Source organism: Allochromatium palmeri (genome assembly GCF_009720725.1).
Lineage (GTDB): Bacteria > Pseudomonadota > Gammaproteobacteria > Chromatiales > Chromatiaceae > Thermochromatium > Thermochromatium palmeri.
The window spans coordinates 18,802-44,803 of the sequence record NZ_WNKT01000008.1; the positions used below are offsets into that span (position 1 = coordinate 18,802).

Annotated in this window: 30 protein-coding genes; 14 read left to right on the top strand and 16 right to left on the bottom strand. The window is 64.9% G+C overall.

The genetic code is table 11. The features are described 5' to 3' along the window. Positions 1–8 precede the first annotated feature (8 nt). Positions 9–929 (top strand): ornithine carbamoyltransferase, encoded by a 921-nt coding sequence (argF, locus tag GJ668_RS05660; RefSeq protein ID WP_155449176.1) that lies wholly within the window; start codon positions 9–11, stop codon positions 927–929. A 61-nt stretch (positions 930–990) separates the two neighbouring features. Here argF and GJ668_RS05665 read toward each other — a convergent pair whose 3' ends face one another. Both GJ668_RS05665 and GJ668_RS05670 read right to left on the bottom strand, forming a co-directional pair. Then, complete coding sequence (locus GJ668_RS05665) at positions 991–1,554, bottom strand: NUDIX hydrolase (protein ID WP_155449177.1); 564 nt, start codon at positions 1,552–1,554, stop codon at positions 991–993. A 30-nt stretch (positions 1,555–1,584) separates the two neighbouring features. Further along, positions 1,585–2,211: a hypothetical protein gene (locus GJ668_RS05670; protein ID WP_155449178.1), complete on the bottom strand. Its 627-nt coding sequence runs from the start codon at positions 2,209–2,211 to the stop codon at positions 1,585–1,587. Between the two features lie 177 nt (positions 2,212–2,388). On the opposite strand from GJ668_RS05670, the gene ilvD reads away from it, so the two are divergent. The 9 genes from ilvD to GJ668_RS05715 all read left to right on the top strand — a co-directional run bounded on the left by ilvD (position 2,389) and on the right by GJ668_RS05715 (position 11,001). Then, entirely contained in the window at positions 2,389–4,236 is a 1,848-nt protein-coding gene (gene ilvD / locus GJ668_RS05675) for a dihydroxy-acid dehydratase (protein ID WP_155449179.1), read from the top strand. A gap of 20 nt (positions 4,237–4,256) precedes the next feature. Beyond that, entirely contained in the window at positions 4,257–4,787 is a 531-nt protein-coding gene (moaB, locus tag GJ668_RS05680; protein ID WP_155449180.1) for a molybdenum cofactor biosynthesis protein B, read from the top strand. Then, positions 4,787–6,040, top strand: coding sequence for a molybdopterin molybdotransferase MoeA (locus GJ668_RS05685; protein WP_425482475.1), 1,254 nt, complete (start codon positions 4,787–4,789; stop codon positions 6,038–6,040). Before moaB ends, GJ668_RS05685 begins: the two co-directional genes overlap by 1 nt. A gap of 13 nt (positions 6,041–6,053) precedes the next feature. Further along, on the top strand, positions 6,054–6,314 hold the full coding sequence (gene moaD / locus GJ668_RS05690; RefSeq protein ID WP_155449182.1) for a molybdopterin converting factor subunit 1: 261 nt from the start codon (positions 6,054–6,056) through the stop codon (positions 6,312–6,314). 56 nt (positions 6,315–6,370) lie between these two features. Further along, positions 6,371–6,643 carry a hypothetical protein gene (locus GJ668_RS05695; protein ID WP_155449183.1) on the top strand — a complete coding sequence of 91 codons (273 nt, stop codon included), beginning with the start codon at positions 6,371–6,373 and terminating at the stop codon, positions 6,641–6,643. Continuing rightward, entirely contained in the window at positions 6,628–6,915 is a 288-nt protein-coding gene (locus GJ668_RS05700) for a type II toxin-antitoxin system RelE/ParE family toxin (protein WP_155449184.1), read from the top strand. The genes GJ668_RS05695 and GJ668_RS05700 overlap by 16 nt, the downstream gene beginning before the upstream one ends. Positions 6,916–7,008: 93 nt before the next feature. Beyond that, a complete protein-coding gene (locus tag GJ668_RS05705) occupies positions 7,009–8,493 on the top strand; it encodes an FAD-linked oxidase C-terminal domain-containing protein (RefSeq protein WP_155449185.1) in 1,485 nt (494 codons plus the stop codon). An 86-nt stretch (positions 8,494–8,579) separates the two neighbouring features. Further along, positions 8,580–9,941, top strand: a complete 1,362-nt coding sequence (locus GJ668_RS05710; RefSeq protein ID WP_155449186.1) for a DegQ family serine endoprotease — start codon at positions 8,580–8,582, stop codon at positions 9,939–9,941. A 55-nt stretch (positions 9,942–9,996) separates the two neighbouring features. Continuing rightward, on the top strand, positions 9,997–11,001 hold the full coding sequence (locus GJ668_RS05715; RefSeq protein ID WP_155449187.1) for a hypothetical protein: 1,005 nt from the start codon (positions 9,997–9,999) through the stop codon (positions 10,999–11,001). Positions 11,002–11,054: 53 nt separating this feature from the next. Here the strand turns inward: GJ668_RS05715 and GJ668_RS05720 are convergent, their stop codons facing one another. From GJ668_RS05720 to GJ668_RS05775, 12 genes are all read right to left on the bottom strand, one after another. Beyond that, entirely contained in the window at positions 11,055–11,237 is a 183-nt protein-coding gene (locus tag GJ668_RS05720; RefSeq protein ID WP_155449188.1) for a hypothetical protein, read from the bottom strand. 55 nt (positions 11,238–11,292) lie between these two features. Beyond that, positions 11,293–11,772 (bottom strand): hypothetical protein, encoded by a 480-nt coding sequence (locus tag GJ668_RS20520; RefSeq protein WP_186342911.1) that lies wholly within the window; start codon positions 11,770–11,772, stop codon positions 11,293–11,295. Positions 11,773–11,787: 15 nt separating this feature from the next. Then, on the bottom strand, positions 11,788–12,582 hold the full coding sequence (locus GJ668_RS05730; RefSeq protein ID WP_155449189.1) for a DUF2092 domain-containing protein: 795 nt from the start codon (positions 12,580–12,582) through the stop codon (positions 11,788–11,790). A 70-nt stretch (positions 12,583–12,652) separates the two neighbouring features. Further along, positions 12,653–13,882, bottom strand: coding sequence for an HlyD family secretion protein (locus GJ668_RS05735; protein ID WP_155449190.1), 1,230 nt, complete (start codon positions 13,880–13,882; stop codon positions 12,653–12,655). 3 nt (positions 13,883–13,885) lie between these two features. Further along, positions 13,886–14,374: a hypothetical protein gene (locus GJ668_RS05740; RefSeq protein WP_155449191.1), complete on the bottom strand. Its 489-nt coding sequence runs from the start codon at positions 14,372–14,374 to the stop codon at positions 13,886–13,888. Between the two features lie 5 nt (positions 14,375–14,379). Next, positions 14,380–15,225: a polyphosphate kinase 2 gene (gene ppk2 / locus GJ668_RS05745; RefSeq protein ID WP_155449192.1), complete on the bottom strand. Its 846-nt coding sequence runs from the start codon at positions 15,223–15,225 to the stop codon at positions 14,380–14,382. After that, positions 15,222–15,629, bottom strand: coding sequence for an antibiotic biosynthesis monooxygenase (locus tag GJ668_RS05750; RefSeq protein ID WP_155449193.1), 408 nt, complete (start codon positions 15,627–15,629; stop codon positions 15,222–15,224). Before GJ668_RS05750 ends, ppk2 begins: the two co-directional genes overlap by 4 nt. Positions 15,630–15,669: 40 nt before the next feature. Then, entirely contained in the window at positions 15,670–17,340 is a 1,671-nt protein-coding gene (locus tag GJ668_RS05755; RefSeq protein ID WP_155449194.1) for a SulP family inorganic anion transporter, read from the bottom strand. Between the two features lie 7 nt (positions 17,341–17,347). Further along, positions 17,348–17,725: a hypothetical protein gene (locus GJ668_RS05760; protein WP_343032181.1), complete on the bottom strand. Its 378-nt coding sequence runs from the start codon at positions 17,723–17,725 to the stop codon at positions 17,348–17,350. Between the two features lie 17 nt (positions 17,726–17,742). After that, the gene (locus tag GJ668_RS05765; protein ID WP_155449196.1) at positions 17,743–18,117 is read right to left on the bottom strand and encodes a P-II family nitrogen regulator; all 375 of its coding nucleotides are present in this window, start codon (positions 18,115–18,117) and stop codon (positions 17,743–17,745) included. Beyond that, on the bottom strand, positions 18,114–19,913 hold the full coding sequence (locus GJ668_RS05770; RefSeq protein WP_155449197.1) for a DUF1538 domain-containing protein: 1,800 nt from the start codon (positions 19,911–19,913) through the stop codon (positions 18,114–18,116). Before GJ668_RS05770 ends, GJ668_RS05765 begins: the two co-directional genes overlap by 4 nt. 191 nt (positions 19,914–20,104) lie before the next feature. Continuing rightward, positions 20,105–21,679, bottom strand: coding sequence for a sigma 54-interacting transcriptional regulator (locus GJ668_RS05775; RefSeq protein ID WP_155449198.1), 1,575 nt, complete (start codon positions 21,677–21,679; stop codon positions 20,105–20,107). A gap of 232 nt (positions 21,680–21,911) precedes the next feature. Between GJ668_RS05775 and GJ668_RS05780 the strand changes: the two genes are divergently transcribed. Further along, entirely contained in the window at positions 21,912–22,187 is a 276-nt protein-coding gene (locus GJ668_RS05780; RefSeq protein WP_155449199.1) for a hypothetical protein, read from the top strand. Positions 22,188–22,251: 64 nt separating this feature from the next. On the opposite strand, the gene holA is transcribed toward GJ668_RS05780, so the two are convergent. Next, positions 22,252–23,262, bottom strand: a complete 1,011-nt coding sequence (gene holA / locus GJ668_RS05785) for a DNA polymerase III subunit delta (protein WP_155449200.1) — start codon at positions 23,260–23,262, stop codon at positions 22,252–22,254. 51 nt (positions 23,263–23,313) lie between these two features. Here holA and GJ668_RS05790 point away from each other — a divergent pair, with 51 nt between their 5' ends. Next, positions 23,314–24,168 (top strand): pentapeptide repeat-containing protein, encoded by an 855-nt coding sequence (locus GJ668_RS05790; protein ID WP_155449201.1) that lies wholly within the window; start codon positions 23,314–23,316, stop codon positions 24,166–24,168. Positions 24,169–24,210: 42 nt separating this feature from the next. Then, positions 24,211–24,429 (top strand): hypothetical protein, encoded by a 219-nt coding sequence (locus GJ668_RS05795; protein WP_155449202.1) that lies wholly within the window; start codon positions 24,211–24,213, stop codon positions 24,427–24,429. A gap of 15 nt (positions 24,430–24,444) precedes the next feature. Here GJ668_RS05795 and GJ668_RS05800 read toward each other — a convergent pair whose 3' ends face one another. After that, positions 24,445–25,110, bottom strand: a complete 666-nt coding sequence (locus GJ668_RS05800) for a lytic transglycosylase domain-containing protein (RefSeq protein WP_246194647.1) — start codon at positions 25,108–25,110, stop codon at positions 24,445–24,447. Positions 25,111–25,455: 345 nt separating this feature from the next. Between GJ668_RS05800 and mepK the strand changes: the two genes are divergently transcribed. Further along, positions 25,456–25,998, top strand: coding sequence for a peptidoglycan L,D-endopeptidase MepK (mepK, locus tag GJ668_RS05805; RefSeq protein WP_155449204.1), 543 nt, complete (start codon positions 25,456–25,458; stop codon positions 25,996–25,998). Positions 25,999–26,002 lie beyond the last annotated feature (4 nt).

The following is a 26,002-nucleotide window of genomic DNA, read 5'->3' on the forward strand; positions in this document are numbered from 1 at the left end:
CCTCCCCGATGGCCAATCAACAGACAGACTGCCGGCACTTTCTCACATTGCTCGATCTGAGCCGCGACGAGGCCCGCGCCCTGATCGCGCGCGCGACCGAACTCAAGCAGCAGCGCGCGGCCGGTCAGGACGTCAAGCCACTGGCGGGCCGGACGCTGGCGATGATCTTCGAAAAATCCTCGACCCGCACCCGCGTCTCCTTCGAGGCCGGCATGACGCAGCTCGGCGGACATGCGCTCTTTCTCTCACCGCGCGACACCCAGCTCGGGCGCGGTGAGCCGATCGAGGACAGCGCGCGCGTCATCTCGCGCATGGTCGATGCGGTCATGATCCGCACCTTCGAGCAGGCGACGGTGGAAGTGTTCGCCGCGCATTCGCGCGTGCCTGTGATCAACGGTCTCACTGATCGCTGTCATCCGTGCCAGATGCTGGCCGATCTCCAGACCTTCCATGAGCATCGCGGCGACATCCAGGGCAAGCGTGTGGTCTGGATCGGCGATGGCAACAACATGTGCCACTCCTTTATGGAAGCGGCGCAATTGTTCGATTTTGAACTGCGTGTCGCCTGCCCCGAGGGCTTCGAACCGGATGCTGATCTGCTGGACGCTTGCGGCGGGCGCTGCTCCCTGCTGCGCGATCCGCGCGAGGCCGCCGAGGGCGCGCATCTGATTGCTACCGACGTCTGGGCCAGCATGGGCCAGGAAGAAGAGCAGGAGCGGCGCAAAGCCGCCTTTGCCAGCTATCAGGTCACGGACGCCATCATGGATCAGGCCAGTGCCGACGCCATCTTCATGCATTGCCTGCCCGCCCATCGCGGCGAAGAAGTTGCGGCCTCGGTCATCGACGGCCCGCGCTCAGTAGTCTGGGACGAGGCCGAGAACCGGCTCCATGCCCAAAAGGCGCTGCTGGAATTCCTGATCGCGCACTGAGATCGCTGATCGGCCACACGCGCTCGCGATCCTGTTGTGACGCGGCGCTACTCGCACCCGCCTACTGACGATGCGGATTCTTCAGGTGGCGGGTCTTTTCCACCATGCGATGGGTGGAGAGGTTGTTGTTGTAGCGCGGCACCAGATGTAGCGGAACCCAGATGACATCGTGGGACTCATCGTTGCCGGGGATAGGCAGCTGGTCGTCGATCTCGATCAGAAAACGCACATCGTAGTGGATATGGCGCGGGCCATGTTGGCTGGCCGGTATAGTGTGGATGTCGATGTCGAAAATACCCTCGCTGAGCAAGCGGATCTGCTCGGGTGCGATGCCGGTCTCTTCGTGGGTCTCGCGCAGGGCGACGCGGCGGATGTCGGCATCGCAGTCAGCGTGTCCACCCGGCTGGAACCACTGCGAGTGCTTCTTGTGATGCAGCATCAGCACGCGGTCACGGTCTGGGTTCACCACCCAGGCAGAGCCGGTGACATGGCCGGGCAGCAGTTCCGAGTGAAAGCAGTCCTCGTGGGCGTGCACGAAGCTTTTCATGCGCTCGAGGTAGCCGGCCTCGGTCATGACCTGGGTCTCATAAGCCGCCAGCAGGCTCAGCAACTCATTGCGGTGCATGGCTTTCTATCCCTCCAGCTCTCCGCGCGCCTAATGCGTGCCACGCGGACTCGCTACGGCCGCGATGGCGGCGGCGGCCGCTTCGTCGATATCGGTCTCGCTGCCGGCCAGGGTCAGGCGACCAAAGGCGCCGATGGCTTTGACATCGATCAGCGTGATGCGGGCCGCCTTCTCGGCCTGGTTAGCCGCATAGGTGATATAGCCGGCCGGCTCGGTTTCCAGGATGAACATACTCTGGCCCGGCAGGATCATGGAGCCGCGTCGCTCCTGGCGGTTGATCAGAACTGTGTGGTCCGGCGTCATGCCGCGGATGATCTCCGACCACTGCACTCGGCAGGGTTGGCGGTCGCCCTGCTGGGCCTGCATGCTGTTGAGGATGAGGCGGCCGGCTTCGATGACATCGCTCTGGTCGCGTTGGTGGATGACCATGGAGCCGTAGGCGCGCTCCACCACTTGCTGGGCCAGGTGCACCCGAGTGGCTTTCAGGGCCGTGTCGGTGAGGCGATGCACGGCCATGCCGGGCGAGACTTCGAGCCACAGGCAGGCATCACCGGGAACCGGCAGAAAGCCCTGGGATACCGTGGCGATATAGGCGGCCAGCTGCGGTTGCAGCGAGTCGATGAAGGTATAGGTGCGCAGCGAGATCTTTGGGGTCATGATGCGGACTGGCTCGGCTCCTGGTGGGGCGTGTTGCACGCCTCGAACGGGATATTACCTTGGCCGACTCAAAAATTGTCAAGCCCTCGCGATGATCACGCCCCCAAAGTGTTCAAGGATTGCGGTCAGCAGCGATATACTGAGCGACTTCGATCAGTCCCGAGGTCAACTCAGCTCATGCCCCAGTATCGCTCCAGAACCAGCACCCATGGCCGCAACATGGCCGGCGCGCGCGCCCTGTGGCGCGCCACCGGCATGACCGACGCCGATTTCGACAAACCCATCATCGCCGTCGTCAACTCCTTCACCCAATTCGTCCCCGGCCATGTGCATCTGAAGGATCTGGGCCAACTGGTCGCACGCGAGATCGAGGCCGCCGGCGGCGTGGCCAAGGAGTTCAACACCATCGCCATCGACGACGGCATCGCCATGGGTCACAACGGCATGCTCTACTCGCTGCCCTCACGCGAGATCATCGCCGACTCGGTCGAATACATGGTCAATGCCCATTGCGCCGATGCCCTGGTCTGCATCTCCAACTGCGACAAGATCACGCCCGGCATGCTGATGGCGGCGCTGCGGCTGAACATCCCAGCCGTGTTCGTTTCGGGCGGACCGATGGAAGCGGGCAAGGTGCAGCGCGCCGAGGGCGAGGTCCATCTGGATCTGGTCGATGCCATGATCGCCGCCGCCAATCCCAACGAGAGCGACGCCGACGTCGCCCAGATCGAGCGCTCGGCCTGTCCGACCTGCGGCTCCTGCTCGGGCATGTTCACCGCCAATTCGATGAACTGTCTGACCGAGGCGCTGGGTCTGAGTCTGCCCGGCAACGGCTCGCTGCTGGCCACCCATGCCAAGCGCCGCGAGCTGTTCCTCGAAGCCGGGCGGCTGATCGTGGAGCTGACGCGCCGCTACTACGCAGAAGACGATGCGCGCGTGCTGCCGCGTTCGATCGCCAACTTCGCCGCCTTCGAGAATGCCATGAGTCTCGACATTGCCATGGGCGGCTCGACCAATACTGTGCTGCATCTGCTGGCCGCCGCGCGCGAGGCCGAGGTCGATTTCACCATGACCGACATCGACCGTCTGAGCCGCAAGGTGCCGAATCTGTGCAAGGTCGCCCCGGCTACGCAGAAGTACCACATGGAGGACGTGCACCGCGCCGGCGGCGTGCTCTCCATCCTCGGCGAGCTGGAGCGCGCCGGACTGCTCCACACCGACACCTATACCGTGCATAGTCCGACCCTGGGTGACGCGCTGGCGCGCTGGGACATCGGTCGCAGTCAGGACAGCGACGCCCACGAACGCTTCCGCGCCGCGCCCGGTGGTATCCCGACTCAGGTCGCGTTCAGTCAGGACGCCCAGTGGCCCGAGCTGGACCTGGATCGCGCCGCCGGCTGTATCCGCGATCGCGAACATGCCTACAGCCAGGACGGAGGGCTGGCGGTGCTATTCGGCAATCTGGCCGAGGACGGCTGTATCGTCAAGACCGCCGGCGTCGATGCCGAGATCCTGAGCTTCAGCGGCCCGGCGCGGATCTTCGAGAGCCAGGAAGACGCGGTCTCCGCGATCCTGACCGACCGCATCCAGCCCGGCGACATCGTCGTCATTCGCTATGAAGGCCCCAAGGGCGGTCCGGGGATGCAGGAGATGCTCTACCCGACCAGCTATCTCAAGTCCAAGGGACTGGGCAAGGTCTGCGCGCTCATCACCGACGGGCGCTTCTCGGGCGGCACCTCGGGGCTGTCCATCGGCCACGTCTCGCCCGAAGCGGCTGAGGGCGGCGTCATCGGCCTGGTCGAGGACGGCGACCGCATCGAGATCGACATTCCCAATCGGCGCATCCAGCTCGCGGTCAGCGAGGATCAGCTCGCCACGCGCCGTCAGGCGATGGACGCCAAGGGGCCGAACGCCTGGCAGCCGGTGTCGCGTCAGCGCGTGGTGTCGAGCGCGCTCAAAGCCTATGCGGCCATGACTACCAGCGCGGCCAATGGCGCGGTGCGCGACATCAGCCAACTGCGCTGATCACCATCGAGGGATTCACTATGAGCGCGCATTTCACCGAGCAGCCATTCCGGCCGCTGCGACTGGCAATCCTGACCGTCTCAGACAGTCGCGATGAAGCCGGCGATACCTCCGGCCGGTTGTTGCGCGAACGGGCCGAGGCGGCTGGACACGCAGTCGTCGCGCGCGAGATCGTCCGCGACGATGTCTACCAGTTGCGCGCGGTCTTCTCACGCTGGATTGCCGATCCCGAGATCGAGGTGATCCTGAGCACGGGCGGAACCGGCGTGACCGGACGTGACAGCACGCCCGAGGCCATCGCGCCCCTGCTCGACAAGCAGGTCGAGGGCTTCGGCGAGCTGTTCCGGCAGATCTCGTTCGAGGAGATCGGCGCCTCGACGCTCCAGTCGCGCGCGCTCGGCGGGCTGGCCAACGGCACTTTCGTCTTCTGTCTGCCCGGCTCGACCGGCGCCTGTCGCACGGCCTGGGATCGCATCCTCCAGCCGCAACTCGACATCCGCACCCGGCCCTGCAATTTCGCTCAACTCATTCCGCGTCTGCTCGAACGATGATGGCTCAACCCAACGACTGCGCACCGGCACCCGCCGGTGGGAAGACTCTGACCAGAGACGAGGCCGTCGCCTTTCTGACGGCGCGCGTCTCACCCATCGACGGCACCGAGACCCTGGCGCTCGAAGCCGCCCTCGGGCGCGTGCTGGCCGAGCCGGTCATGAGCACCATCGACGTGCCCGGCTGGGACAACAGCGCCATGGACGGGTACGCCATCCGGCACGCCGATCTGGCCGCACATGACGGTCGGCTGCCGGTCGCTCAGCGCATCCCGGCCGGTGCAGTCGGTGAGCCGCTTGCGCCCGGCACGGCGGCACGAATCTTCACCGGCGCGCCCGTGCCCGAGGGCGCTGATACCGTGGTCGTGCAGGAGGTCTGCGAAGCGTCCGACGGACAGGTGCAGATTCCGCTCGACATCAAGGCCGGCGCCAACGTTCGCCGCGCAGGCGAGGACATCCGCGCCGGTGCCGAGGTCATCGCCGCCGGTACGCGGTTGACGCCGGCGCATCTGGGGCTGGCGGCCTCGGTCGGCGTGGCACGGCTCGTCGTGCGTCGGCGACTGCGCGTGGCGATGCTCTCCAGTGGCGACGAGCTGGTGTTGCCCGGTCAGCCGCTTGGACCCGGTCAGATCTATAATTCCAACCGTTTCATGCTCATGGGGCTGTTGCAGGCCTGGGGCTGTGAAGTGGTGGATCTCGGGATCGTCGCCGATGACCTCGAATCGACCGTCGCGGCGATGGCCCGTGGCGCACGCGAGGCGGATCTGATTATCGCCAGCGGCGGGGTCTCGGTCGGCGAGGAGGATCACATTAAGCCCGCTGTCGAGCGACTCGGTCGGCTCGAACTGCATCAGGTCAAGATCCGGCCCGGCAAGCCGCTGGCCTTCGGCTTGATTGAGGGCACCGCCTTCCTCGGCTGTCCCGGCAATCCGGTCTCGCTGCTCGTCACTGCCGTGCTGTTCGCGCGACCGCTGATCCGGCGGCTGCAGGGGATGGCGGATGCGCTGGATGTGCGCCCACTTCAGATCCGCGCCGGTTTCGACTGGCCGCGCCCGGATAAGCGGCTCGAATTCCAGCGTGCGCGCCTGGAACGCGGAGCCGATGGTGAACTGGAGGTCGCGGTCTATCCCAGCCGCTCATCGGCGGTGCTGTCCTCGGTCGCCTGGGCCGATGGCCTGGTCCAGCTCCAGCCGGGGCGGGTCGTCGAGCGTGGCGATCCGGTCGAGTTCCTGCCATTCAGCGAACTGCTGCACTGATTCGGGGGGCACGATGATCCGGATACGCTATTTCGCCCGTCTGCGCGAGCAACTCGCTACCAGCGAGGAACGCCTCGAATGGGACGCAGATGTACACGGCGTAACCATCGCGGACTTGCGCCAGTCTCTGACGGCGCGGGGCGGCGTTTGGGCCGAGGCGCTCGGCGCCCAGGAAACCGTGCTGGCGGCGGTCGACCAGGAACTGGCACGACCCGAGACGCCGATCCAGGATGGACAGGAAGTCGCCTTCTTCCCGCCGGTCACGGGCGGCTGAAACGGTTGGGCTGACTCACGCGCTTCACGATTCGAGATCCTGGGGTTTTTTTAGGTATGGACATTCCCGACGACGTTCGCCTTGGTGTTCGCGCTCCCACGCCTCCGCCCGCCTCTGTAACGACGACGCGGACTCCAACCACGCGCAGCGCCAAGCAGGCCGTGACCGAGCTGCTGCGCCAATTGCCCGACGACTGCACCCTGGAAGACATCCAGTATCACCTCTATGTGATGGAGAAGGCCGAGCGCGGACGCGAGGACATCGCCCAGGGACGCGGTTATCTCAACAACGAAGCCAAGCAACGGCTGGATCGATGGCTGGAGAGCTGATCTGGTCGCGCGCGGCGCTCGATGACATTGAGGCCATCGCCGCCTTCCTTGCCCGCGACTCGGCCATCCAGGCGCGGCGGCTGGTCGAGCAGGTCTTTCAGGGGGCCGAACGGCGGCTCATCCGACCAACGGTCGATCAGCGACGTGTGCTGGGTCAAGGCGAGGGGATGCGCGAGTACGGCGTTCAGGGATTGCGTGTGCTCTATGAGCCACAAGGCGATGATGTGCATATCCTCGGGGTCGTGATCGGGACGTGCGCGGTCGAGGCTTGAAGACGCTTCGATCAGGCGCCAATCAGTAGGACTGTTCGCGGCCAGGACACCGATAACATCTTTAGCGCCAACCACGCCGGCGGAGGCGACCCGATGAGCCTGATCCAACCCACCCGAGTAGCCTTCGACGACCCGGATCTCAGGACCAGGCGTGCGGCGCTGGTCGCCGAGCTTCGGACCTTTCTGCCCGACGAGGCGGTTCTGGAACGCGAGGAGGAGGTTCGCCCCTACGAGTGCGACGGTCTCTCGGCCTATCGCCAACTGCCGCTGCTGGTGGTGCTGCCGCGCACAGTCGCGGAAGTCCAGCGCATCCTGCGACTCTGTCATGAACGCCGAATCCCGGTGGTGGCGCGCGGCGCCGGGACCGGACTCTCGGGCGGCGCCCTACCCCTTCCCGACGGACTCCTGCTCAGTCTGGCGCGCTTCAACCAGATCCTGGAACTCGACCCGGTCGGACGCACCGCACGCGTCCAGCCCGGCGTGCGCAATCTGGCCATCAGCGAGGCGGCGCGTCCGCATGGGCTTTACTATGCCCCGGACCCATCGAGCCAGATCGCCTGCACCATCGGCGGCAATGTGGCCGAAAATTCAGGCGGGGTGCACTGTCTCAAGTACGGACTCACGGTCCACAATGTGCTCGCCGCCACCTTTGTCACGATGGACGGCGAGCTGATCGAACTCGGCTCGGCGGCGCTCGACTCAGCCGGCTATGACCTGCTCGCGCTCTTCGTCGGCTCGGAGGGGATGCTGGGCGTGACGGTCGAGGTGCGGGTCAAGCTCCTGCCGATCCCGGAACGCGCCCAGGCACTGCTGGCGGCCTTCGACGATGTAGAACGCGCCGGACGGGCGGTCGGCGACATCATCGCCGCCGGCATCATCCCGGCCGGGCTGGAGATGATGGACGGTCCGGCGATCCAGGCCGCCGAGGACTTCGTCCACGCCGGTTATCCGACCGACGCGGCGGCGATCCTGCTGTGCGAACTCGACGGCACCAACCAGGAAGTCTCCGAACAGGTCATGCAGGTGCGCGCACTGCTGCTCGACAGCGGCGCCACCGAGGTGCGGACATCGCAGAATGAAGCCGAGCGGCTACGCTTCTGGCAGGGGCGTAAAGCGGCCTTTCCCGCCGTCGGTCGCATCTCGCCGGACTACTACTGCATGGACGGCACCATCCCGCGTCGCGCCCTGCCCGAGGTGCTACGACGCACCGCCGAGCTGTCGCAGGAATACGGACTGCGCGTAGCCAATGTCTTCCATGCCGGTGACGGCAACCTGCATCCACTGATCCTGTTCGATGCCAACCAACCCGGCGAGCTGGAACGCACCGAAGAACTGGGCGGACGTCTGCTGGAGCTATGCGTCGAGGTCGGCGGCACCATCACCGGCGAGCATGGCGTGGGCATCGAGAAGATCAATCAGATGTGCGTCCAGTTCACGCCTGAGGAATTGCGCCAGTTCCATGCCGTCAAAGACGCCTTCGACCCGCTCAGCCTGCTCAATCCGGGCAAGGGCGTGCCGACTCCCAGACGCTGTTCGGAGTATCGACAGTTGTCGACGCCGGGCTGTTCACACGGCTGAGCGACAGCGGCTCGATCAGGGGTTGCGCCAATCGGCGCAACTCGTTATTTTTTCGATGATTCAATCGCAAATATTCTGATCGATCCATGTCATCCAGCAGACTCTTGCGTTACGGCGTGCTCTTCCCCTTACTCCTGTGTATCACGCTCGCCGCGCGGGCCGCGCTGCCGCCGAGCGTCGACGGCCAGCCGCTGCCGACACTCGCGCCCATGTTGGAGCGCGCCCTGCCCGCCGTGGTCAACATCTCGACCGTCACCCGCATCGAGACGGCCGAGCATCCGCTGCTGCGTGATCCCTTTTTTCGGCACTTCTTCGACATCCCCAGCCGGCAACGGCAGCGCGAGAACAGCAGTCTCGGCTCGGGCATCATCGTCGACGCCAAGCGCGGACTGGTGCTCTCCAATCATCACGTCATCGCCAAAGCCGAGACGATCCGGGTAACGCTCCACGACGGACGCACCCTGGAGGCGACCCTGATCGGCAGCGATCCTGAGACCGATGTCGCCGTGCTGCGCATCCCGGCCCAGGAGTTGAGCGCCCTGCCCTTCGCCGACTCCGACCGGCTGCGCGTCGGCGACTTCGTGGTCGCCATCGGCAATCCGTTCGGACTGCGCCAGACCGTGACCTCCGGCATCGTCAGCGGTCTGGGCCGCACGGGGCTGGGCATCGAGGGCTATGAGAACTTCATCCAGACCGATGCCTCGATCAATCCCGGCAACTCGGGTGGCCCGCTGGTGAACCTGAACGGCGAGCTGGTCGGCATGAATACGGCCATCCTCGCCCCCGGCGGCGGCAACATCGGCATCGGCTTTGCGATTCCGGCCAACATGGCACGCGCCATCCTGGAACAGCTCGTCGAGTTCGGCGCGGTGCGGCGCGGTCTGTTTGGAGTCGCGGTGCAGGATCTGACCGATGAACTGGCCGGTGCCCTGGGGATGAATCATCGCGATGGCGCGCTGATCACGACCGTGAACAAGGGCTCGGCGGCTGACGAAGCGGGTCTGCGTGCCGGCGATGTCATCCTCAAGCTCAACGACAAGCCGGTGCGGGGTTCCTCGGATCTGCGCAATCAGTTTGGACTGCTACGGGTCGGCGAGTCGGTCAGACTCGATATCCTGCGCGACGGCAAACCACGTCGACTGACCGGGCGCGTCGACGATCCCTATCGCCATTACATTCCAGGCGAGCGCCTGTCGCCGGCGCTCGCCGGTGCCCTGTTCGGCGAACTGGACACGGCCTCTGGTGTCCCGGCCATCCCCGTGGGGACCGTCGATCCCGAGAGTCCAGCCTGGCTCGCCGGGTTGCGTGAGGGCGATCGTCTGATCCAGATCAATGGCCAACATCTCGGCGATCCGCGCGACATCGTCAAAGTTCTGCGTGCCTCCAAGGGGCTGTATAGTCTGCGCATCCAGCGCGGCGATGATCTGCTTCTGCTCTCGCGACGCTGAGAGTCTCGGTCTCACCGATTGGCCACCAGATGACGATCGACTGGAGATGTGAAACATGAAGCTCTTTCAATCGATCTTTGGCCGCGAGACACGCCAGCACTATCCGGATTCACTCATCGAGATGGCTATCGAGCGTGCGATCGATGGCACGGATTCGCGCTTGCGGCTGCTGCCGGGTTATCGCAAGCGGTTACGCGCGCCGGTCATCACGGCGATCGATCATGTGATCGCGCTGGTCGACGCCATCCAGGCGCCGCTGCCGGCGCGCGCTCGCCAGCATGGAACCGAGCCGCGCCTGTCGACGGTCTTTTCCTCGGCGGGCGACATGCTGGAGATCCTCGCGCGCGATCCGGCCTTGACGCGTTTCCTGACCGGTTCAGAGGGCACGGGCGCCGGGCAGGTCACAGCGCTGCTGATGAGCGAGCCCGTGGAACGCAATATCCTGGGACTGGATCTGGTGGGCGATCAGGTCCGGCGCGACGTGCCGCAGGTCACGGTCAATTTCACAGCCCACCGGCTGCTCGACCCGACGACGAGCGAGTCCGAGAGCCGGCGTCTGTGGAAACGCCGCGCCTTCGATCATCTCCTGACCCTGGCCCTGAACCGCATCGCCGCGACCAAGATCGAGCGGGTTGACCTGGCCCGGCAGCGCGACCTGCTGCGCCGCAAGCTCAAAGCGCTGGAGCGCGGTGGCTGGAGCTTCGAGCCGGCCGCAGAGGGTGCGCAGGATCCGGCGGCGCTTGTGGCGGAACTGGACGCCATCACGGCGCAACTGGGGGCGCTGGGAGCGAATCAGGATGTCTTGCAGGCGCATCTGGGCATCGTCGGCGAATTGCTGGCGGATGCACCGGCCCAGCTTTGGGCCGAGCCGATTGCGTTCGTTCTGGATCCCATGAACATCCAGCGCGCACCCGATGATCCGTCGGCGCGCCGCATCGAGTTCCTGGAACTGCGCAATGCCCAGGGGCGGCGTGTGGTCGCTTTGCCGCTGACCATCGTGCCAGCGGATTTGCCCGAGCGCGAGGATCTGGTGAGCGCGGCTTCGCGTTATCTGCAATGAGCCGGCTGGGCATCCGGCGTCCCTCGCGGATACTATAGTGGCCCCCACGAAGATCACGGCCATGGGTCGGCGAAACCATCGACGACACGCTCCATCGCTTGACCTGCGTAGTCCGCCGAACCAGACAGCCCGCTATAGGGCAGGATGACATCGAACTTGCCCGATCGGCCCCAGAGGTCGAGCACGCGCGCATAGGCCAGCAGCAGGTTGGAGGTCTCGAGTTGCGGATTCGTCACCGGCAGGGCCGCATCGAAGGCGATGCCGCCCTGCGTGTAAGAGTACAGGGACGAATCAATAGGGTGAGGTTACGACCACATATTGGACACTGGTCCCGACATATTGCGGTCGATACCAGGTCGAGCCGCATTGCTGATAGGTGAGTCCGTTGACTGAGACCGTGCTGCAGGACGGCGGCAGCGAATAGATGATGGAGCCGACCACAGCGGCGGTGGTAGCGATCGCGACCCCGGCGGCGACCGGATGCGCCCAAGCGTTACCCGGAGGTGGCGGCGGACGATAGCCGGGAGCGGGTGGGCGCCCACCGCCAGGAGGCGGACCGCCGGCGGGAGGACGAGCCATGCCGCCGCCACCAGCAGGAGGGCGACCGGCCGGCGGACGCGGACGTGCGCCGCCACCGCCACCATGAACTGAGACCCGCGCAGAGGCATGAACACCGCCGCGCGCCTCGGTCTCCAGGCTGATCAGGCTCAGGCCGGTCGCCAGAGAGGCGATCACGGCGATCGGGACGAATCGTTGGATATGCGATTGCATGGGCAGGCTCTCGGGTTAGGGTGTGGCCGGGGCGTCATCCGTCGCGAGGATGGCGATGGGATGGTCGTCCTTGGTGGGCGTGAAACTGAACACGGCCTCGTCCGGCTTGGCTGCGGTGTCCCAGCTCAGATTGGCCGTGAACTGCGGCTCGCCCTCGACATCCTTGCTCGTGATCACATAGCGCAGCGGCAGGGGCGCCTCGCCTTGGGCGATCCAGATTTGCCAGTCGACATCGGTCTGGCGGAACGCATAGTGATCGGCCAACTGGCCGGCGATGCGGCTGGCGCCGACCCGCATCGCCTCCTGGATCGCGCCTGAGTTATCACCCGACTCGCCCCAGAGGAAGAGATCGGCGAGCGGAAACTCGACGTCATACTTGGCCTGAAGATATTCGAGCGTCTCGCGGATCGTGGCCGGAGCGGCGATGGTGGTGTAGTAGCGGCTCTCCGGGGCCACGAGGGTGAAATTCCGACCGTCGTAATAGAGTTCGCGCGCCTTGCGATCGGTCTCGACGTCAGCACGCAGTCGATCGGGACGGCGCGCCTGGATCTCAACCGTCTTGGTGAGCTGGATCTTCTGGCCCGACTCCAGCACCTCGTCGAGCGTATCCTCGGCCTTCACGCTGAAGGATTGCAGCCCGCGCAGATAGGCGCCCATGCGTTCCAGCGCCTGCATGGCGGCGGGATCGATCAGGGGTGTCGAGTCCTCATTCGCCGCGGCGGCCTCCTGTGGCTTCTCGGCCAGCGCAGCGCCCGAGAGCGTCAGACCGGCCAGCAAGAGCAGGACCGGACGTGGATCGATGGATTTCATACCATTGTCTCTCCTGATTGTTTCATATTGACATCTGGCAACCGGCAGGCCGGCCGCCAACCGTGCTCTCTCAATGCCCACTCAGCACCAGCGTCTTGATCGGCAGCAGCAGTGCCTGGATACGCAGGATCATGGCATGCACGATACCGACGGCGTCGATGGCGTGTAGACCAAGCCAGCGCAGCGTGCCGATATCCGGATCCGCGAGTGCTTCGTGGTTGTTGGTATAGGCGTTGGCAATACAGATACCGCCCTGTGGCAGGTCGTCGAGCTGGCCTTTATAGAGCGGCTCCATGATGACCGTGAGGGTACCGGGACGCGCGATTTGCTGGACTTCGAGCAGTTGGTCGGTGGGCCGGACCTGACCGGTAGCGATGACGTCCTGGACCTCAGTCACAACCATCGGAACGATCTGCCAGGGCTTGGCGACACAGGTGACCTCGCCGATCATACCAACTTTGAGCACCGACGCCTCGATCTGGCCGAAACCGGCCATCAGGCCCGTGACTTTGCGTTCCGGCACCAGGATGCCGGCAGGCCGCAGCATGGGATTGACCACGTCGCCCGGACGCAGCGCAAACTGCTGCACGAGGCCATCGGTTCCGGCTACGACCAGGCTCTTGTCGAGTTCGATCTGCGCTTCGCGCAGCGCGGCCTCGGCGCTGGCCTTCTGCGCCGGGAGCTTGAATTCGATCTCCGCGACTACCGACTGGCGGCTCGCCAGGGCGGCATCGAGCGCACCCTGCTGGGTCTCGACCTGTACCCGCACCCGCTCGACATCGCGTTCGGCGACCGACCCAGGACTGCGCTTCTGTACCTCGGCGCGTGCCCTGAACTCATCGAGAGCCTGCTGGAGTCCGCCGCGCGCCTGGACGATGCGCCCGTCGGCTTCCGCCAGTTGCGACTGGGCGACGATCATTGCCGCCTCGATCTCGGCGATCTTGCGCCGCGCGGTTTCGACGGCGGCTTCCTGTTCAGTGCTGTCGAGCCGGAACAGCGGCTGACCGGCCTTCACCCGCTGATTGATGTCGACATAGGTCTCGGCCACCCGTCCGCTGCGTTCCGGCAGCACGGTCACGGTGCGGAACACCGAGGTCGCGGCCTTAGTCGAGGGATGGAAATAGAAGATGGTCGTGATCAGGCTCAGGGTCAGAATCAGGCACAGCGTGATCCCCCAGCGCAGCTCGAACCAGACCGAGAACAGATTGATCTCATGTCCGAGCCGCTTGCCCTGGACGAAGCGGCGAAAGAGGAAATCGGGAAAGATCGTCAGCATCGAGCACAGAAAGAGTTCCAGCATGGCTCAATCCTCCTTCGGCTCGGCTGAATGGTCGGCAGCGCTTGGCGGCGCCTCCCGAGCGGACGTGCCGGCGTGCGCCGGCGTCGCGGCGGCTCGATGGGGCGTGCTGGGTTCAGGCGGCGGCGCGGACGCCGGCGACACCCCATCGGCCAACCGCTCCAGCGAGCGCGCGATCGAGCCGAGCGGCGTGGTGAAATCGGGCAGCGGCACCAGGGCCAGCAGCAGTCCGGCGATCCAGAAGGCGTGGTTGTGGGTGAAGAGCGCCAGCAGACCCAGCACGGCGACGAGCTGGAACTGGATCTTCTGGCCGCGATGCGCCAACTGCTCCGGTAGCGCATGGAGCTTGAAATAGAACAGGCCGATGCCGATGACGGCCAGTAGTACGAAAATACCCATGACCACGAACAGCACATCCGTCTCCCCCGGTGCCGTGACGAAGGGGGGCAGATGATGGATCGCTTCTGGATGCAGAAGGTGTAAAGAGTCCGTCATATCGATCAGGCCGTTTCAGGGATGAACTTGAACGGATAGTCAGGCTCGCGATACCCGTGCGGTTTCTGACGCTTGGGCAGGACGATGCGCTCGCGCGGCAGTTCCTCGTAAGGGATCCGGCTCAACAGATGCCGGATGATGTTGAGCCGCGCGCGCTTCTTGTCGTCGGAGCGCGCCACGAACCAGGGCGCGAACTCGGTATCGGTCGCGGCGAACATGGCGTCGCGCGCCCGCGAATAGTCGTACCAGCGGCTGTAGGATTGCAGATCCATCGGCGAGAGCTTCCAGAGCTTGCGCCCGTCCTCGATGCGTGCCTCCAGCCGTCGGGTCTGTTCTTCGGGGCTGACCTCCAGCCAGTATTTGATCAGGATGAGGCCCGAGTCGACCATCGCCCGCTCGAACATCGGCGCCAGACTCAGAAAGCGCTCGGTCTGCTCCTCGGTGCAGAAACCCATGACCCGCTCGACCCCAGCGCGGTTGTACCAGCTGCGGTCGAAGATGACGATCTCCCCGGCCGCCGGGAAATGGCGCATGTAGCGCTGGATATAGATCTGGGTCTTCTCGCGCTCGGTTGGCGCCGGCAGCGCCACCACGCGGAAGACGCGCGGACTGACCCGCTCGGTGATAGCCTTGATGGTGCCGCCCTTGCCCGCGCCATCACGACCCTCGAAGACGATGCAGACCTTGAGTCCCGCGTGACGCACCCACTCCTGGAGCTTGACCAGCTCGACATGGAGCTTGGCCAGTTCTTTGTCGTAGGTCTTGGTCTTGAGCTTCTTGAGCGTCTCGGGTTCCTGGATGGCCGCCTCTTCGACGGCGTCGGACGGTTTGGCGGTCTTGTTCTTCTTCATCGGCGGATCTCCTGAATGTTGGTCGGATGGCGCGCGCGTTCCATGACCTCGATTCCGGCGCGCCGCGCCACATCATCGAAGCGGATCACGGGCGGTCGGGTGGAGAGCTCGATCGCCGCGAGCAGCGTCTTGCAGGCATTGGATCGCAGATGCCGGTCCAGCATGGCCTGCGAGTCCCATTCCTCCACCAGCATGAACCCATTGGGGTCATCGAAGTCGGTATAGAGCTGGCAGCGCAGACAGCCCGGTGCCACCCGGACGGGTTCGAGCAGGGCGCCCAGTGTGCGCGCCAGATCGGCGTGTTGCGACGACGGAACGAAGATGCTCATCGAAAAGACGATCATTCGGAACTCTCGTGCAAGGCCACAGGGAACCGGAAATTCGTTTTCGTTTTGCTGCGGCATTGGAATCTCTCAAGGTCGCAGACTGTGCATGGCGGATGCATCAATCAGACGCCGTGACCCGAGCGCGAAACCGCTCGACGGCCAGCGGGAGATTGAACAGCAACCGCTCGCGACCCAGCGTCTCGCCGAGTGAGGAGCGCTGAACCATGCTGAGCACCTCGGGGTTGAGCGCCACCAGCCAGAGTTCGATACCGCGCGCGCGCAGCCGCTCTTCGCCCTCGACGAGCATCTTGAGCGCCGAGTATTCGATGTCGATCACGGCGCTGAAGTCCATCACCAGCACGCACGGTTCGGCGGCCTCGATCAGCGGCCAGAGCTGCTCGCCGATCCGCTGCGCATTGGCGAAGAACAGCCGCCCCTCCGGCCGCACCAGCAGCAATCCGGAGACGGTCTCGTCCTCCGGATGCTCGTCCGTTCTCGGCCGGAAGATGTCCGTGCCCGGCTTGCGCCCCAGCACATAGAGCCGGGGATGCGCGGCCTGATAGGCCAGCGACACCAGGGAGACGATGATGGCCACCAGGATGCCCTTGAGCGTCCCGAGCACCACCACGCCGGCAAAAGCGACCAGCGCCCAGAGGAACTCCATGCGCCGGATCTTGAGGATATCGAAGAGCTCGACCGGCTGGATCAGCCCGATCGAATAGATGATGACCACGGCCGCCAGGGTCGCCTGCGGCATCAGGCCCATCAGTGGGGCCAGCAGGAGCAGGGTCGCAACGGCCGCCGCCGCTGTCACCAGACCGGCGATCTGGGTGCGGGCGCCGGCGCGCCGGTTCACGGCCGTCTGCGAGGTGCCGCCGCCGCCCGGCATGGCGCCGAACAGACCGCCGACGACATTGGCGAGTCCGGTCGCCACAAGCTCGCGGTTCGGCGGCGGCTGGGGCTCGCCCCGCCCTGCAAAGGCGCGCGCGGCGGCGATGGATTCGGTGAAGCTCATCAGCGCGATGCCGAGCGCGCCGGGCCAGAGCTGCGCGATCAGCTCCAGATCGGGCAGGCTCAGGGCCGGCAGCCCCTGGGGGATGTGGCCGACGATGGCCACGCCCTGATCCTGCAAGGCGAGCAGGCCAGAGACAGCAATGCCGAGCGCGACCGCGACCAGCGGCGCCGGAACGCGCGGGGCCAGACGCTCAATCCCGAGCAGGATGGCCAGCATAGCGCCACCGACGGCCAGGGTCGCGAGCGAGGTCTCGGGCAGCTGCGCGATGAGCGCGAGGATGTCACGCAGGAAGCCGGTCTTCTCGATATGGATCCCGAGCAGCTTGGGCACCTGATCGAGGATGATGACCAGTCCGATGCCGGCCTTGAATCCGGTCAGCACCGGTTCTGAAATGAAGCTGGCGACGACCCCGAGCCGCAGGACCGCCGCCAGGATCAGCATGGCCCCGACCAGAATCGCGAGCGTCGCCGAGGCCGTCAGCAGCGCCGCCGGATCGCCGTTCGGCACCACCAGCGCGAGCTGGGTGCCGGTGAGGATCGCGAGCGTGGTGGTGGTGGTGACGCTGAGCGGTCGCGAGGTGCCGAGGATGGCGTAGATCACCAGGGGCACGAAGGCGGTGTAGAGTCCGACCTCCACCGGCAATCCGGCGATGGTGGCATAGGCCATCGCCTTGGGAATGACCACGGCGGCGGTGGTCAGACCCGCCACCAGATCCAGGCGCAGCCAGCCGCGCGGGTAGTCGCCAAGCCAGTCGCGCATCGGGATCACAGCCATATCGGAGTCACTCCGTCAGCTCGTCGGGCTCGTCGGGGACACCCTCGGGAAGCAGGAAGGGGGTGGCGAAACTGAGCGGCGTCATCATGAGCGCACCGCCGCCCGGTCGACCGATGTCGGCCTGTACGTAGAGGCGCTCGAAGAGCCCGTTTGCCTCGGCGGTCTCCACCACGAGGCTGAGCAGTCGCACCAGTGTCGGCTCGGGGAGCCGGCCATGACGTGCGCTCGTCTCCTGGAGCACCGAGTGACCGCGGCAGTAGACCGAATTCGCCCGGGTCACGCCCGGCTGGTCACGCAGCCAGGCGAGCAAGCGCCGATCACGGCCGTCATCGGGGAGGATGCAGGAGATGAGCTTGGCCGGGCCTCCGGGGACCGGAGTCGACACCGACGGTTCGGCGGCGCTCATGGCGCTGACTCCGGACCCGACACCCGCTCCAGCACCTCGCGCGGGATATAGGTCGCCAGCCGCTCGATGGGCGTGATATAGGCCAGACCGGCCCCAGGGCGACCGAGGTCGGCGGCCCGGTAGACCGCCTCGAAGACTACATCCTGATAGTCGCTCGCAACCAGGAGACTGACCACGTCCTTCTCAGCCTCGATCGCGATGCCGAGCAGACCCAGGCGCTCGCGCGGCCCGATCCCGCGGGCATGGTAGACGAGTGCACCGACTGTCCCCAGCGCCTGGGCGGCCTGGATGACGGCATCGCCGCGTCCGGCCTCGACGATGCAAGTGATGAGTGCTACGTCGGTCAAATCGATGATCTTGTCGTCGTTCATAGCTGTGACTGGATCTCCAGTGCTGGATCAGTGATCGGCGCGCGTTGGGCGGCGCGCGCTTGCAGTCCAAGTTGCAGACGTGCCCAGAGTCCGGTCAGCAGGACACTGATGATCGGACCAATGGAGGCCAGACAGAGGATGCCGAAGCCCTCGACGGCCTGTGTCGCATTGCCCAGCCCCAGCCCCATAGCGAGCACCAGGGGTACAGTGATCGGCCCTGTGGTGACGCCGGCGCTGTCCCAGGCGACGTTCACGAACTCTTCTGAGGACACCAGGGTCAGGATGGCCGCGAGCAAATAGGGCGGGACGATCAGCCACACCAGCGGCAGATCGAAGACCAGCTTGGTCAGACCCAGAGCGATCCCGCAAGCGACCCCGATCGAGACCGCCAGGATCAGGGTGCGCTTCTTGAAGAAACCGTTGGTCAGTTGTTCGGCGGTCACGCCCAAGGCGTTGAGGGCCGGCTCGGCGACCGTCGCCCCGAAGCCGAGCACCCAGGCGAAGACCACCGCCAACGTCAGCCCGACCCCATAGCGATAGAGCGGCGAACCCTCCGCCCCCGGAATCTCCATGAAGGCTGCCGGGACCAGGGAGCCAGCACTCCCGCCCAGGGCCGTCAGACCATAGGTCAGACCCAGGTTGAACAGGCACATGCCGATCACCGTCAGCGCGATGCCGAGCCAGATCTCGCGCGGATGCGGTAGCTCGTCCTTGAGCACCAGCTTAAGGATGACGAACAGAAACAGCACCAGCGGCAGGATGGCGCGGATGCCCAGCAGTACCTCCAGCCAGGGGCTGCGGGCATACCAGGCCAGCTCTCCGGTCGAGGCGCCTGCCGCTGCGGTCGCGGTGGCGAGGATCTCCGCCGGCGTGACGGTGCCGGCGATGTAGAGGACCAGCAACAGCACGCCGATGATGGGAAAGAGCGAGGCCAGGGTCACGATACCGAAGCCGGACAGACCCGAGTCGCCTCGTCCGGCGGCGGCCGCGATGCCGATGCCGAGCGCCAGCACCAGGGGCACCGTGACCGGCCCGGTGGTCACGGCTCCGGCATCCCAGGCCAGCCCCAGCACCTTGGCCAGCTCCGGATCATTCGCGCCATAGAGCGTCAGCCCGATCACCGGGACCAGCGTGGCATAGATCAGGGGCTTGAGGCTCCAGCCATAGAGAAAGCGCAGGGTACCCAGCACGGCGGCGAGTCCGACGCTGGCGCCGATGACCAGCACCAGCGCGCCCGACCAGGTGTTGAGCAGCGCCCAGAGATAGGGCGCGTGCTCGGGCGAGACGTTCTGCCCGGCGGCCTGGAGCGCGCCGATCGCCGGCTCGGCGAAGGTCACGCCGATGCCGAGCAGCAGGGTGATCAACAGCACCAAGGGTAGCGGTGACTTACGCGGCAGACGGTGGCCGATCAGCTCGCCGAAGGGCATCAGGCCCAGTTTCAAGCCTTCCATGAAGCACATCAGTCCCAGGATCACCGCGAACAGACCACCGCTGATCAGCCAGGAGTCGGCGATCAGTTGGCGCAGGATCAGGATCTGGAAGAGCGCCAGATAGAGCGCCAGGGGCACGACGGCCTTGAGCTGATCCAGGAAGCGGACCGAGACATAGGGCTGGAGCAGACGCCGGATCTCGTCCGGATGCAGCCGGATGGTTCGGGTCGCGGGCTTGGGCAGCGGACGGCCAAGTGCATCTTGACCCTCGGATGGGACGATGGCGTTGAAACTCAACTCGCGCCGCCCCGCCCCAATGGCGCGGAGATAATCGGCATAGCGAACCTGGGTCTTCGTCAGACGCATGAACCTTCCCCGGCGATATCGAAATTCTCCGCAGAAATCAGCAAAAAACTCGCCAACTACACGGCGATTCAGGTCGGGTGACAGATCGGCTGTTGAATCAGCGCCTTGAAGGAGATCGCAATCGACTCCGAACTACAGACTGGATATCGAAACTCCGATATTTCGGAATTCACACGAAACACCGATCCACCTCAACCAGATCGGCTCAGTCCCAGCCGCTTCATGCGCGATTCGAGCGTCGTCGGTTTGAGACCGAGTCGCACCGCCGCGCCGCCCGCTCCACGGATGCGCCAGCGTGTCTGCTCCAGGATCTGGAGGATATGAGCGCGCTCGTTGTCGGCGAGTGTGTCGGTCATGGTCAGGCGCGTAGTCGCCGCCAGCGCGTGATCGAGCGCCACATGCAAGGTGGGGCCACGCGCCAGGATCATGGCGCGCTCGATCAGGTTGCGCAGTTCGCGCACGTTGCCCGGCCAGTGATGGTCAAGCAGCGCCTGCATTGAGTCCTCGGCGACGTGGTCGATCGGCTTGCCCATCGACTCGCTGAACTGTTTGATGAACTCCCAGGCCAGCCAGGGGATGTCCTCGCGTCGCTCGCGCAGGGGCGGCAAGGCGATCGGGAAGACGTTCAGGCGATAGAACAGATCCTCGCGGAAATCGCCCGCCTGAACGGCGTCTGCCAGATGGCGGTTGGTCGCTGCGATCAGACGCACGTCGACCCGGATCGTCCGGGTACCGCCGACGCGCTCGAAGCTTCCGTCCTGGAGGACGCGCAAGAGCTTGGTCTGAAGCTCCGGCGGCAGTTCACCGATCTCATCGAGAAAGAGCGTACCGCCATCGGCCAGCTCGAAGCGTCCGGGCTGACGCGCTAGCGCACCGGTATAGGCGCCTTTCTCGCGCCCGAAGAGTTCGGTCTCGATCAACGAGATGGGCAGGGCCGCGCAGTTGACCTTGATCAGGGGGCGTTCACGGCGGCTGCTCAGACCATGGATGGCATCGGCCAGCACCTCCTTGCCGGTGCCCGTCTCGCCGAGCAGCAGGACAGTGGCACTGGTTGGGGCCACCTGAGCGATCTCGTCGAGGATCTGATTGAAGCGGGGTGAACGGCTCGCCAGCGCCAGGGCGGGACGGGCGCATCCGGATTGGCGCAGATAGCTGTTCTCCGCTTCCAGCCGCTCCTTGAGGCGCGTGATCTCGGCGAGCGCGGCGGCCAGCTCGGTCTCGCGACGGCTACGCGCCAGCGCCTGGGCAAACACCTCGCCAACGATCTTGAGCCGCACGATCAGATCCTCCGGCCAGTCACGGGTGTGATGGAAGGCGGAGAAGGCGATCACGCCCATGACACGCCCACCGACCCGCAGCGGGATACTCAAGTTCGAGCGCAATCCGGTCTGACGGCTGTATTCGCTCTCGCTCTGGGCCTCAGGCGGCAGATCCGTCGGGAGATCGGGCAGCACGAGCAGCTGGCCGGCACGCAGCGCGCCGAAATACCAGGGCAACGGCGGTCCCGCGCCCAGTGGACTGGGTTCGATCCCATTGCGCGCCACCGAGCAGAGCACCTCGACCGGGGACGCTTCGTCTCTGAATTCGCCGAATGAACTGCGATCAAATCCAAGAAAATCCACCAAGCGCGCCAAGGCCGCTTCGATTTCAGTGATGACCCGCTCGGGCGGGATGTTGGCGAACAGGGCCGATAGATCACCCAGCAAACGCTCGAAAGCCAGGCGCTCGGCGAGCGAGACCTTGGTCGATGCCTGACGCCTGTCCATGTAAAACCCACTATTTCGGAGGATGGTTGGCAGCGTTCGTGACCGAGCGCCAATCGTCGGTGCAACTCAAGCCATGGGCGATGCCTCGGTTCTTCCAGCGACTCGGCGAGTCTTTAGAACGGCCGGTTTCTTGCTTTGGGAATCATGTCCGGCATGATCAGCGGATGCGCGTCGCGCTGGACAGCCTCTAGAATAAACCGATCCACTCGCCTTCAACCATCCGGAGCCACGCATGAGCCAGGTTTCATCGCAAGATGGCGTCATCGTCGCCATTATCGACCGTTTCGAGAAATTCCGCCTGCCACGAGCACTCGACATCAAAGCCAAGGTCGAGCGTGGCGACTGTCTCGACGACAGCGACATCGCTCATCTCAAGCAGGTGATGGACGACGCTGAGGACATCAAACGCTTCGTCGACAAGCGGCCCGATCTCCAGCCGCTCTATATGCGCGCCATCGCGCTCTATCAGGAGATCACCCAGAAGGCGCTGGAGAACGAGCAGCGTTGATCGGTCTCCGGTGCCACCGTCTTGCCAGGTGGCACCGGAGCCTGTGGCTCACTCGACACAGCCATCAGACCTGCCCGCCACTCAGCCCGTCGGCGATGAGCGCGAGCCGATGCCAGGAGTCGCCCGGCTCGATGCCCTTGATGGCACGATCGACGCCGGCGCATTGCGACAGGAGTTCGCGCAAACGCCCCGATGACAGCCGCCGTAGAGCACGCCCAAGTGTCTCCTGCCGCATCCGTGGCACGCGATGCTTGGCATAGATCGCGTCAGGCGAGGTCCGGCGCGCGACAGCGCCCGCCGCCTCGGCCAGCATCCGCAGCTCGCGCGCCAGCACCCAGAGCACCAGCACATCGGCCGTGCCCTCGGCCCTGAGCACCGAGAGCACACGCTGCACCCGCGCCCGATCGCCGTTCAGCGCCGCATCGGTCAGGGCGAAGAGGTCGAACCGGGCGCTGTCGGCCAGATTGCCGAGCAGGTCGTCGAGTGCGAGCGGGCCTGGATCGTGCAGCAGACGCAGTTTCTCGACCTCCTGCACCGCCGCCAGCAGATTGCCCTCGGAACGCTCGGCCAGCAGCGCCGCTACACCCGCACCCGGTTGAAAACCGACCGACTGGAGCCGCTGCGCCAGCCAGGCTTCCAGCTCGCGTTCCTTCAGCGGCCAGACCTGGATCACGGCCCCGATCGACTCGACGCGCTTGGCCCAGGCCGCCTGCAATTCCTTGCGCTCCATGCCAGGGGCCAGGATCAGCAGCCGATTGTCCGGACAGGGACGCTCGCAATAGGCGCGGATCGCCTCGCTGCCGTCCTTGCCGATCTTGCCATTGGTCACGCGCAGTTCGATGAGCCGGCGCGACGAGAACAGCGACATCGAATCAGCCGTCGCCGCCAGCGCACTCCACTGGAACTGACCTTCGGCGTCGAGGATTTCGCGCTCGTCAAATCCGGCACGGCGTGCGGCCTCGCGCACCAGGCGCGCGGCCTCACCGAACTGATAGGGCTCATCGCCGCACAGTAGATAGACCGGAGCGAGTCCGGCCTTGAGCTTGCTCTCAAGCTCGTTGAAACGAATAGCCATGATATATTTTCAGCCAACCAAAACCCGTCACCCCGTGGAGAACACAGGAACATGGTCGAGATCAAACATCGCGAAACCGGGGCGACCCTGGAAACCATCGCCGCTGATTCGCTCGTCGGCGCGGATCTGCGCGACATGCAACTGAGCGGCGCGGATCTGCGCGGGCTGGATCTGAGCGGCGCCAATCTGACATCGAGCGACCTCGATGGTGCCTGTCTGGCCGGTGCGCGTCTGGTCGATGCCATCCTGATCGGCGCCCACCTGAAACAGGCCGATCTGAGCGACGCCGATCTTACCCGCGCCCGGCTCGGCTCCGAACATCCGGCACGCTCGGCGATGCTCAATCACGCCAACCTCGCCGGCGCCCGGCTCGCCCAGGCCGATCTGCGCGGCGTCGAGATCCGCTACGCCAACCTCCAGGGCGCGGATCTGAGCCATGCCGATCTGCGCGGAACCGATTTTCACGGCAGTGATCTGCGTTCGGTCAAAGCCACGAGCGCCCTCTTCATCCGGGCCAATCTGCGCGAAGCCGATCTCTCGGACGCGGATCTGCGCGACTGTCATCTCAACGACGCCAATCTGGTACGCGCCAATCTGAGCCAGGCCGATCTGACCAGCGCCACCGCCGATGGATTTGCCGTGATCAATCTGGCCAATCTGGAAGGGGCGAATCTCAATGGCGCCCGGCTGCGCGGCATCCTGGCTCAGGATACCAATTTCCGGCATGCCAATCTCACCAACGTCGACCTGACCAATGCCAGCCTCGGCGGGTCCATCCTCCATCGCGCTGATCTGACCAACGCCGATTTCTCGGGCGTCGAGTTGGCCAGCGTCACCCTGGAGTTCGCCAACATCTCCAAGGCGCGCAACGCCCAGGTTCCCAGCTACAAGCAGAATCTTCGCTAAACACCGATCGCCGCATTTGCGATCGAACCAGGAATCAGAGACATGCCGTACTTCGTCTACAAGATCTCCCCACCCCGCCAACTGGAGCATCTCGACACGGTCGATCAATATCAGCGCGCGCGCGAACTGGTGCGCGAGCGTCGTCAGAGTGAACCGCGCGAGACCGGTGTGGAATATCGCCTGATCTTTGCGCGCCAGCAGGGTGAGGCCGAGCGTCTGCTCTCGACCCCGCGTGAAACGCGCGTCATCGGCGAAGATTGAGGCGGCCTGGAAGTGCTAGCGAGCCGACATGATGAAGCTGTTCGGCCGCTCGGCGGCATAGAAGCGCAAGACCTTGCGCACATAGTCCTGAGTCTCAGCATAGGGCGGGATCTGGCGGCCATGCTTGATCACCGCGCCCTCGCCGGCGTTGTAGCCGGCGAGCGCGAGCTTCACGTCCTGATCGAACATGTCGAGCAGATCGCGCAGATAGGCTGAACCGCCGCGAATGTTCTCGGCCGGGTCGAAGCTGTCCCTGACGCCATAGCGCGCGGCGGTGCCCGGCATGAGCTGCATCAGCCCCTGGGCACCGGCACGCGAGACGGCCGTGGAATTGTAAGCCGACTCAGCGCGGATGACGGCATGGAGCAGACTCGGCGAGAGTCCGTAACGGCGCGCGTTGGCCAGAACAAGAGAATGATAGCGCTCGCGCCGCTGCGATTGCGATTGACTGAGCTTCGGGGCGGGCTTGCTGGTGATGACACGCCCGCGCGCGGCAATGCTCGACTCCACCCGTGGCTTGACCTCACGCGCGATCTTGCGCGACTCGCGATGCCATTCAAGCGTGTAGCGGCTGCCCTGTAGCGGCGCATCGGTGAAGTAAACGTTACCCGCCGCATCGACGTACTTGTAGATATCGGCCCGGGCCGTTCCCCAGGACACGAGCGCAACGGCACTGAGCATCAAGGCCGTCCTCAGCGTTTCGCGCATCCCTCACCCCCCTTCGAGATTCGAAAATCAGGTATAGCATAGTCCATTCGCGCCCCGAAATCAGCGTGCATTACTCCATCCAGGCACGTCATGACAAGTGCCAACCGCCTGATCTCAAAGTCGCTTGACGTGCAATCATAGTGTGCTCGCGGCTGATTAGGGTTTGCTTTGAATCTCGATAGTTATGATTTCTTTTTAGTGTCAAGTATAAAAAATGGACCGAAATTGAGATCGGACAAATTTTCATTTGCCTCGACCGCCGAGCGCACTATAATCGAGCCTCCAAATGACTAACGTCACCAATGTACCGGGGGGAACATGAACCGACGTTACTTCCTAGGGATGGCCCTGTCCGCGGCGGCCGCTCCTACCGCGGCCTCATCTTTTTTCTCACGCCGCTCGACTGAACGTCCGCGCGTCCTGTCGTTCCGACATCTGCATACCGATGAGCTGGTCGACATCACCTATCGCATCGGCGACAGCTACCAGCGATCCGCCCTGCAGCGACTGAACTATTTCTTCCGTGACTTCCGCACCGGCGACGTCACGAACATGGACCCGCAACTCTTCGACATCCTCTACGATCTGAAGCTGCGGCTCGGTGACAGCGACGCCCGCTTTGATGTCATCAGCGCCTACCGCTCGCCGGCAACCAACGCCCGACTCAGAAAAGCGTCCAGCGGCGTCGCCAAGCGCAGCCTGCATCTGCGCGGCCAGGCCATCGATGTGCGCTTCCCCGATCTCTCGACCCGTCGGCTGCGTGATGCCGCCGTGTCACTCGGACGTGGCGGCGTGGGTTATTACCGACGCTCCGATTTCGTCCATCTCGACACGGGGGCGGTCCGCTCCTGGGGCGCTTGATTCG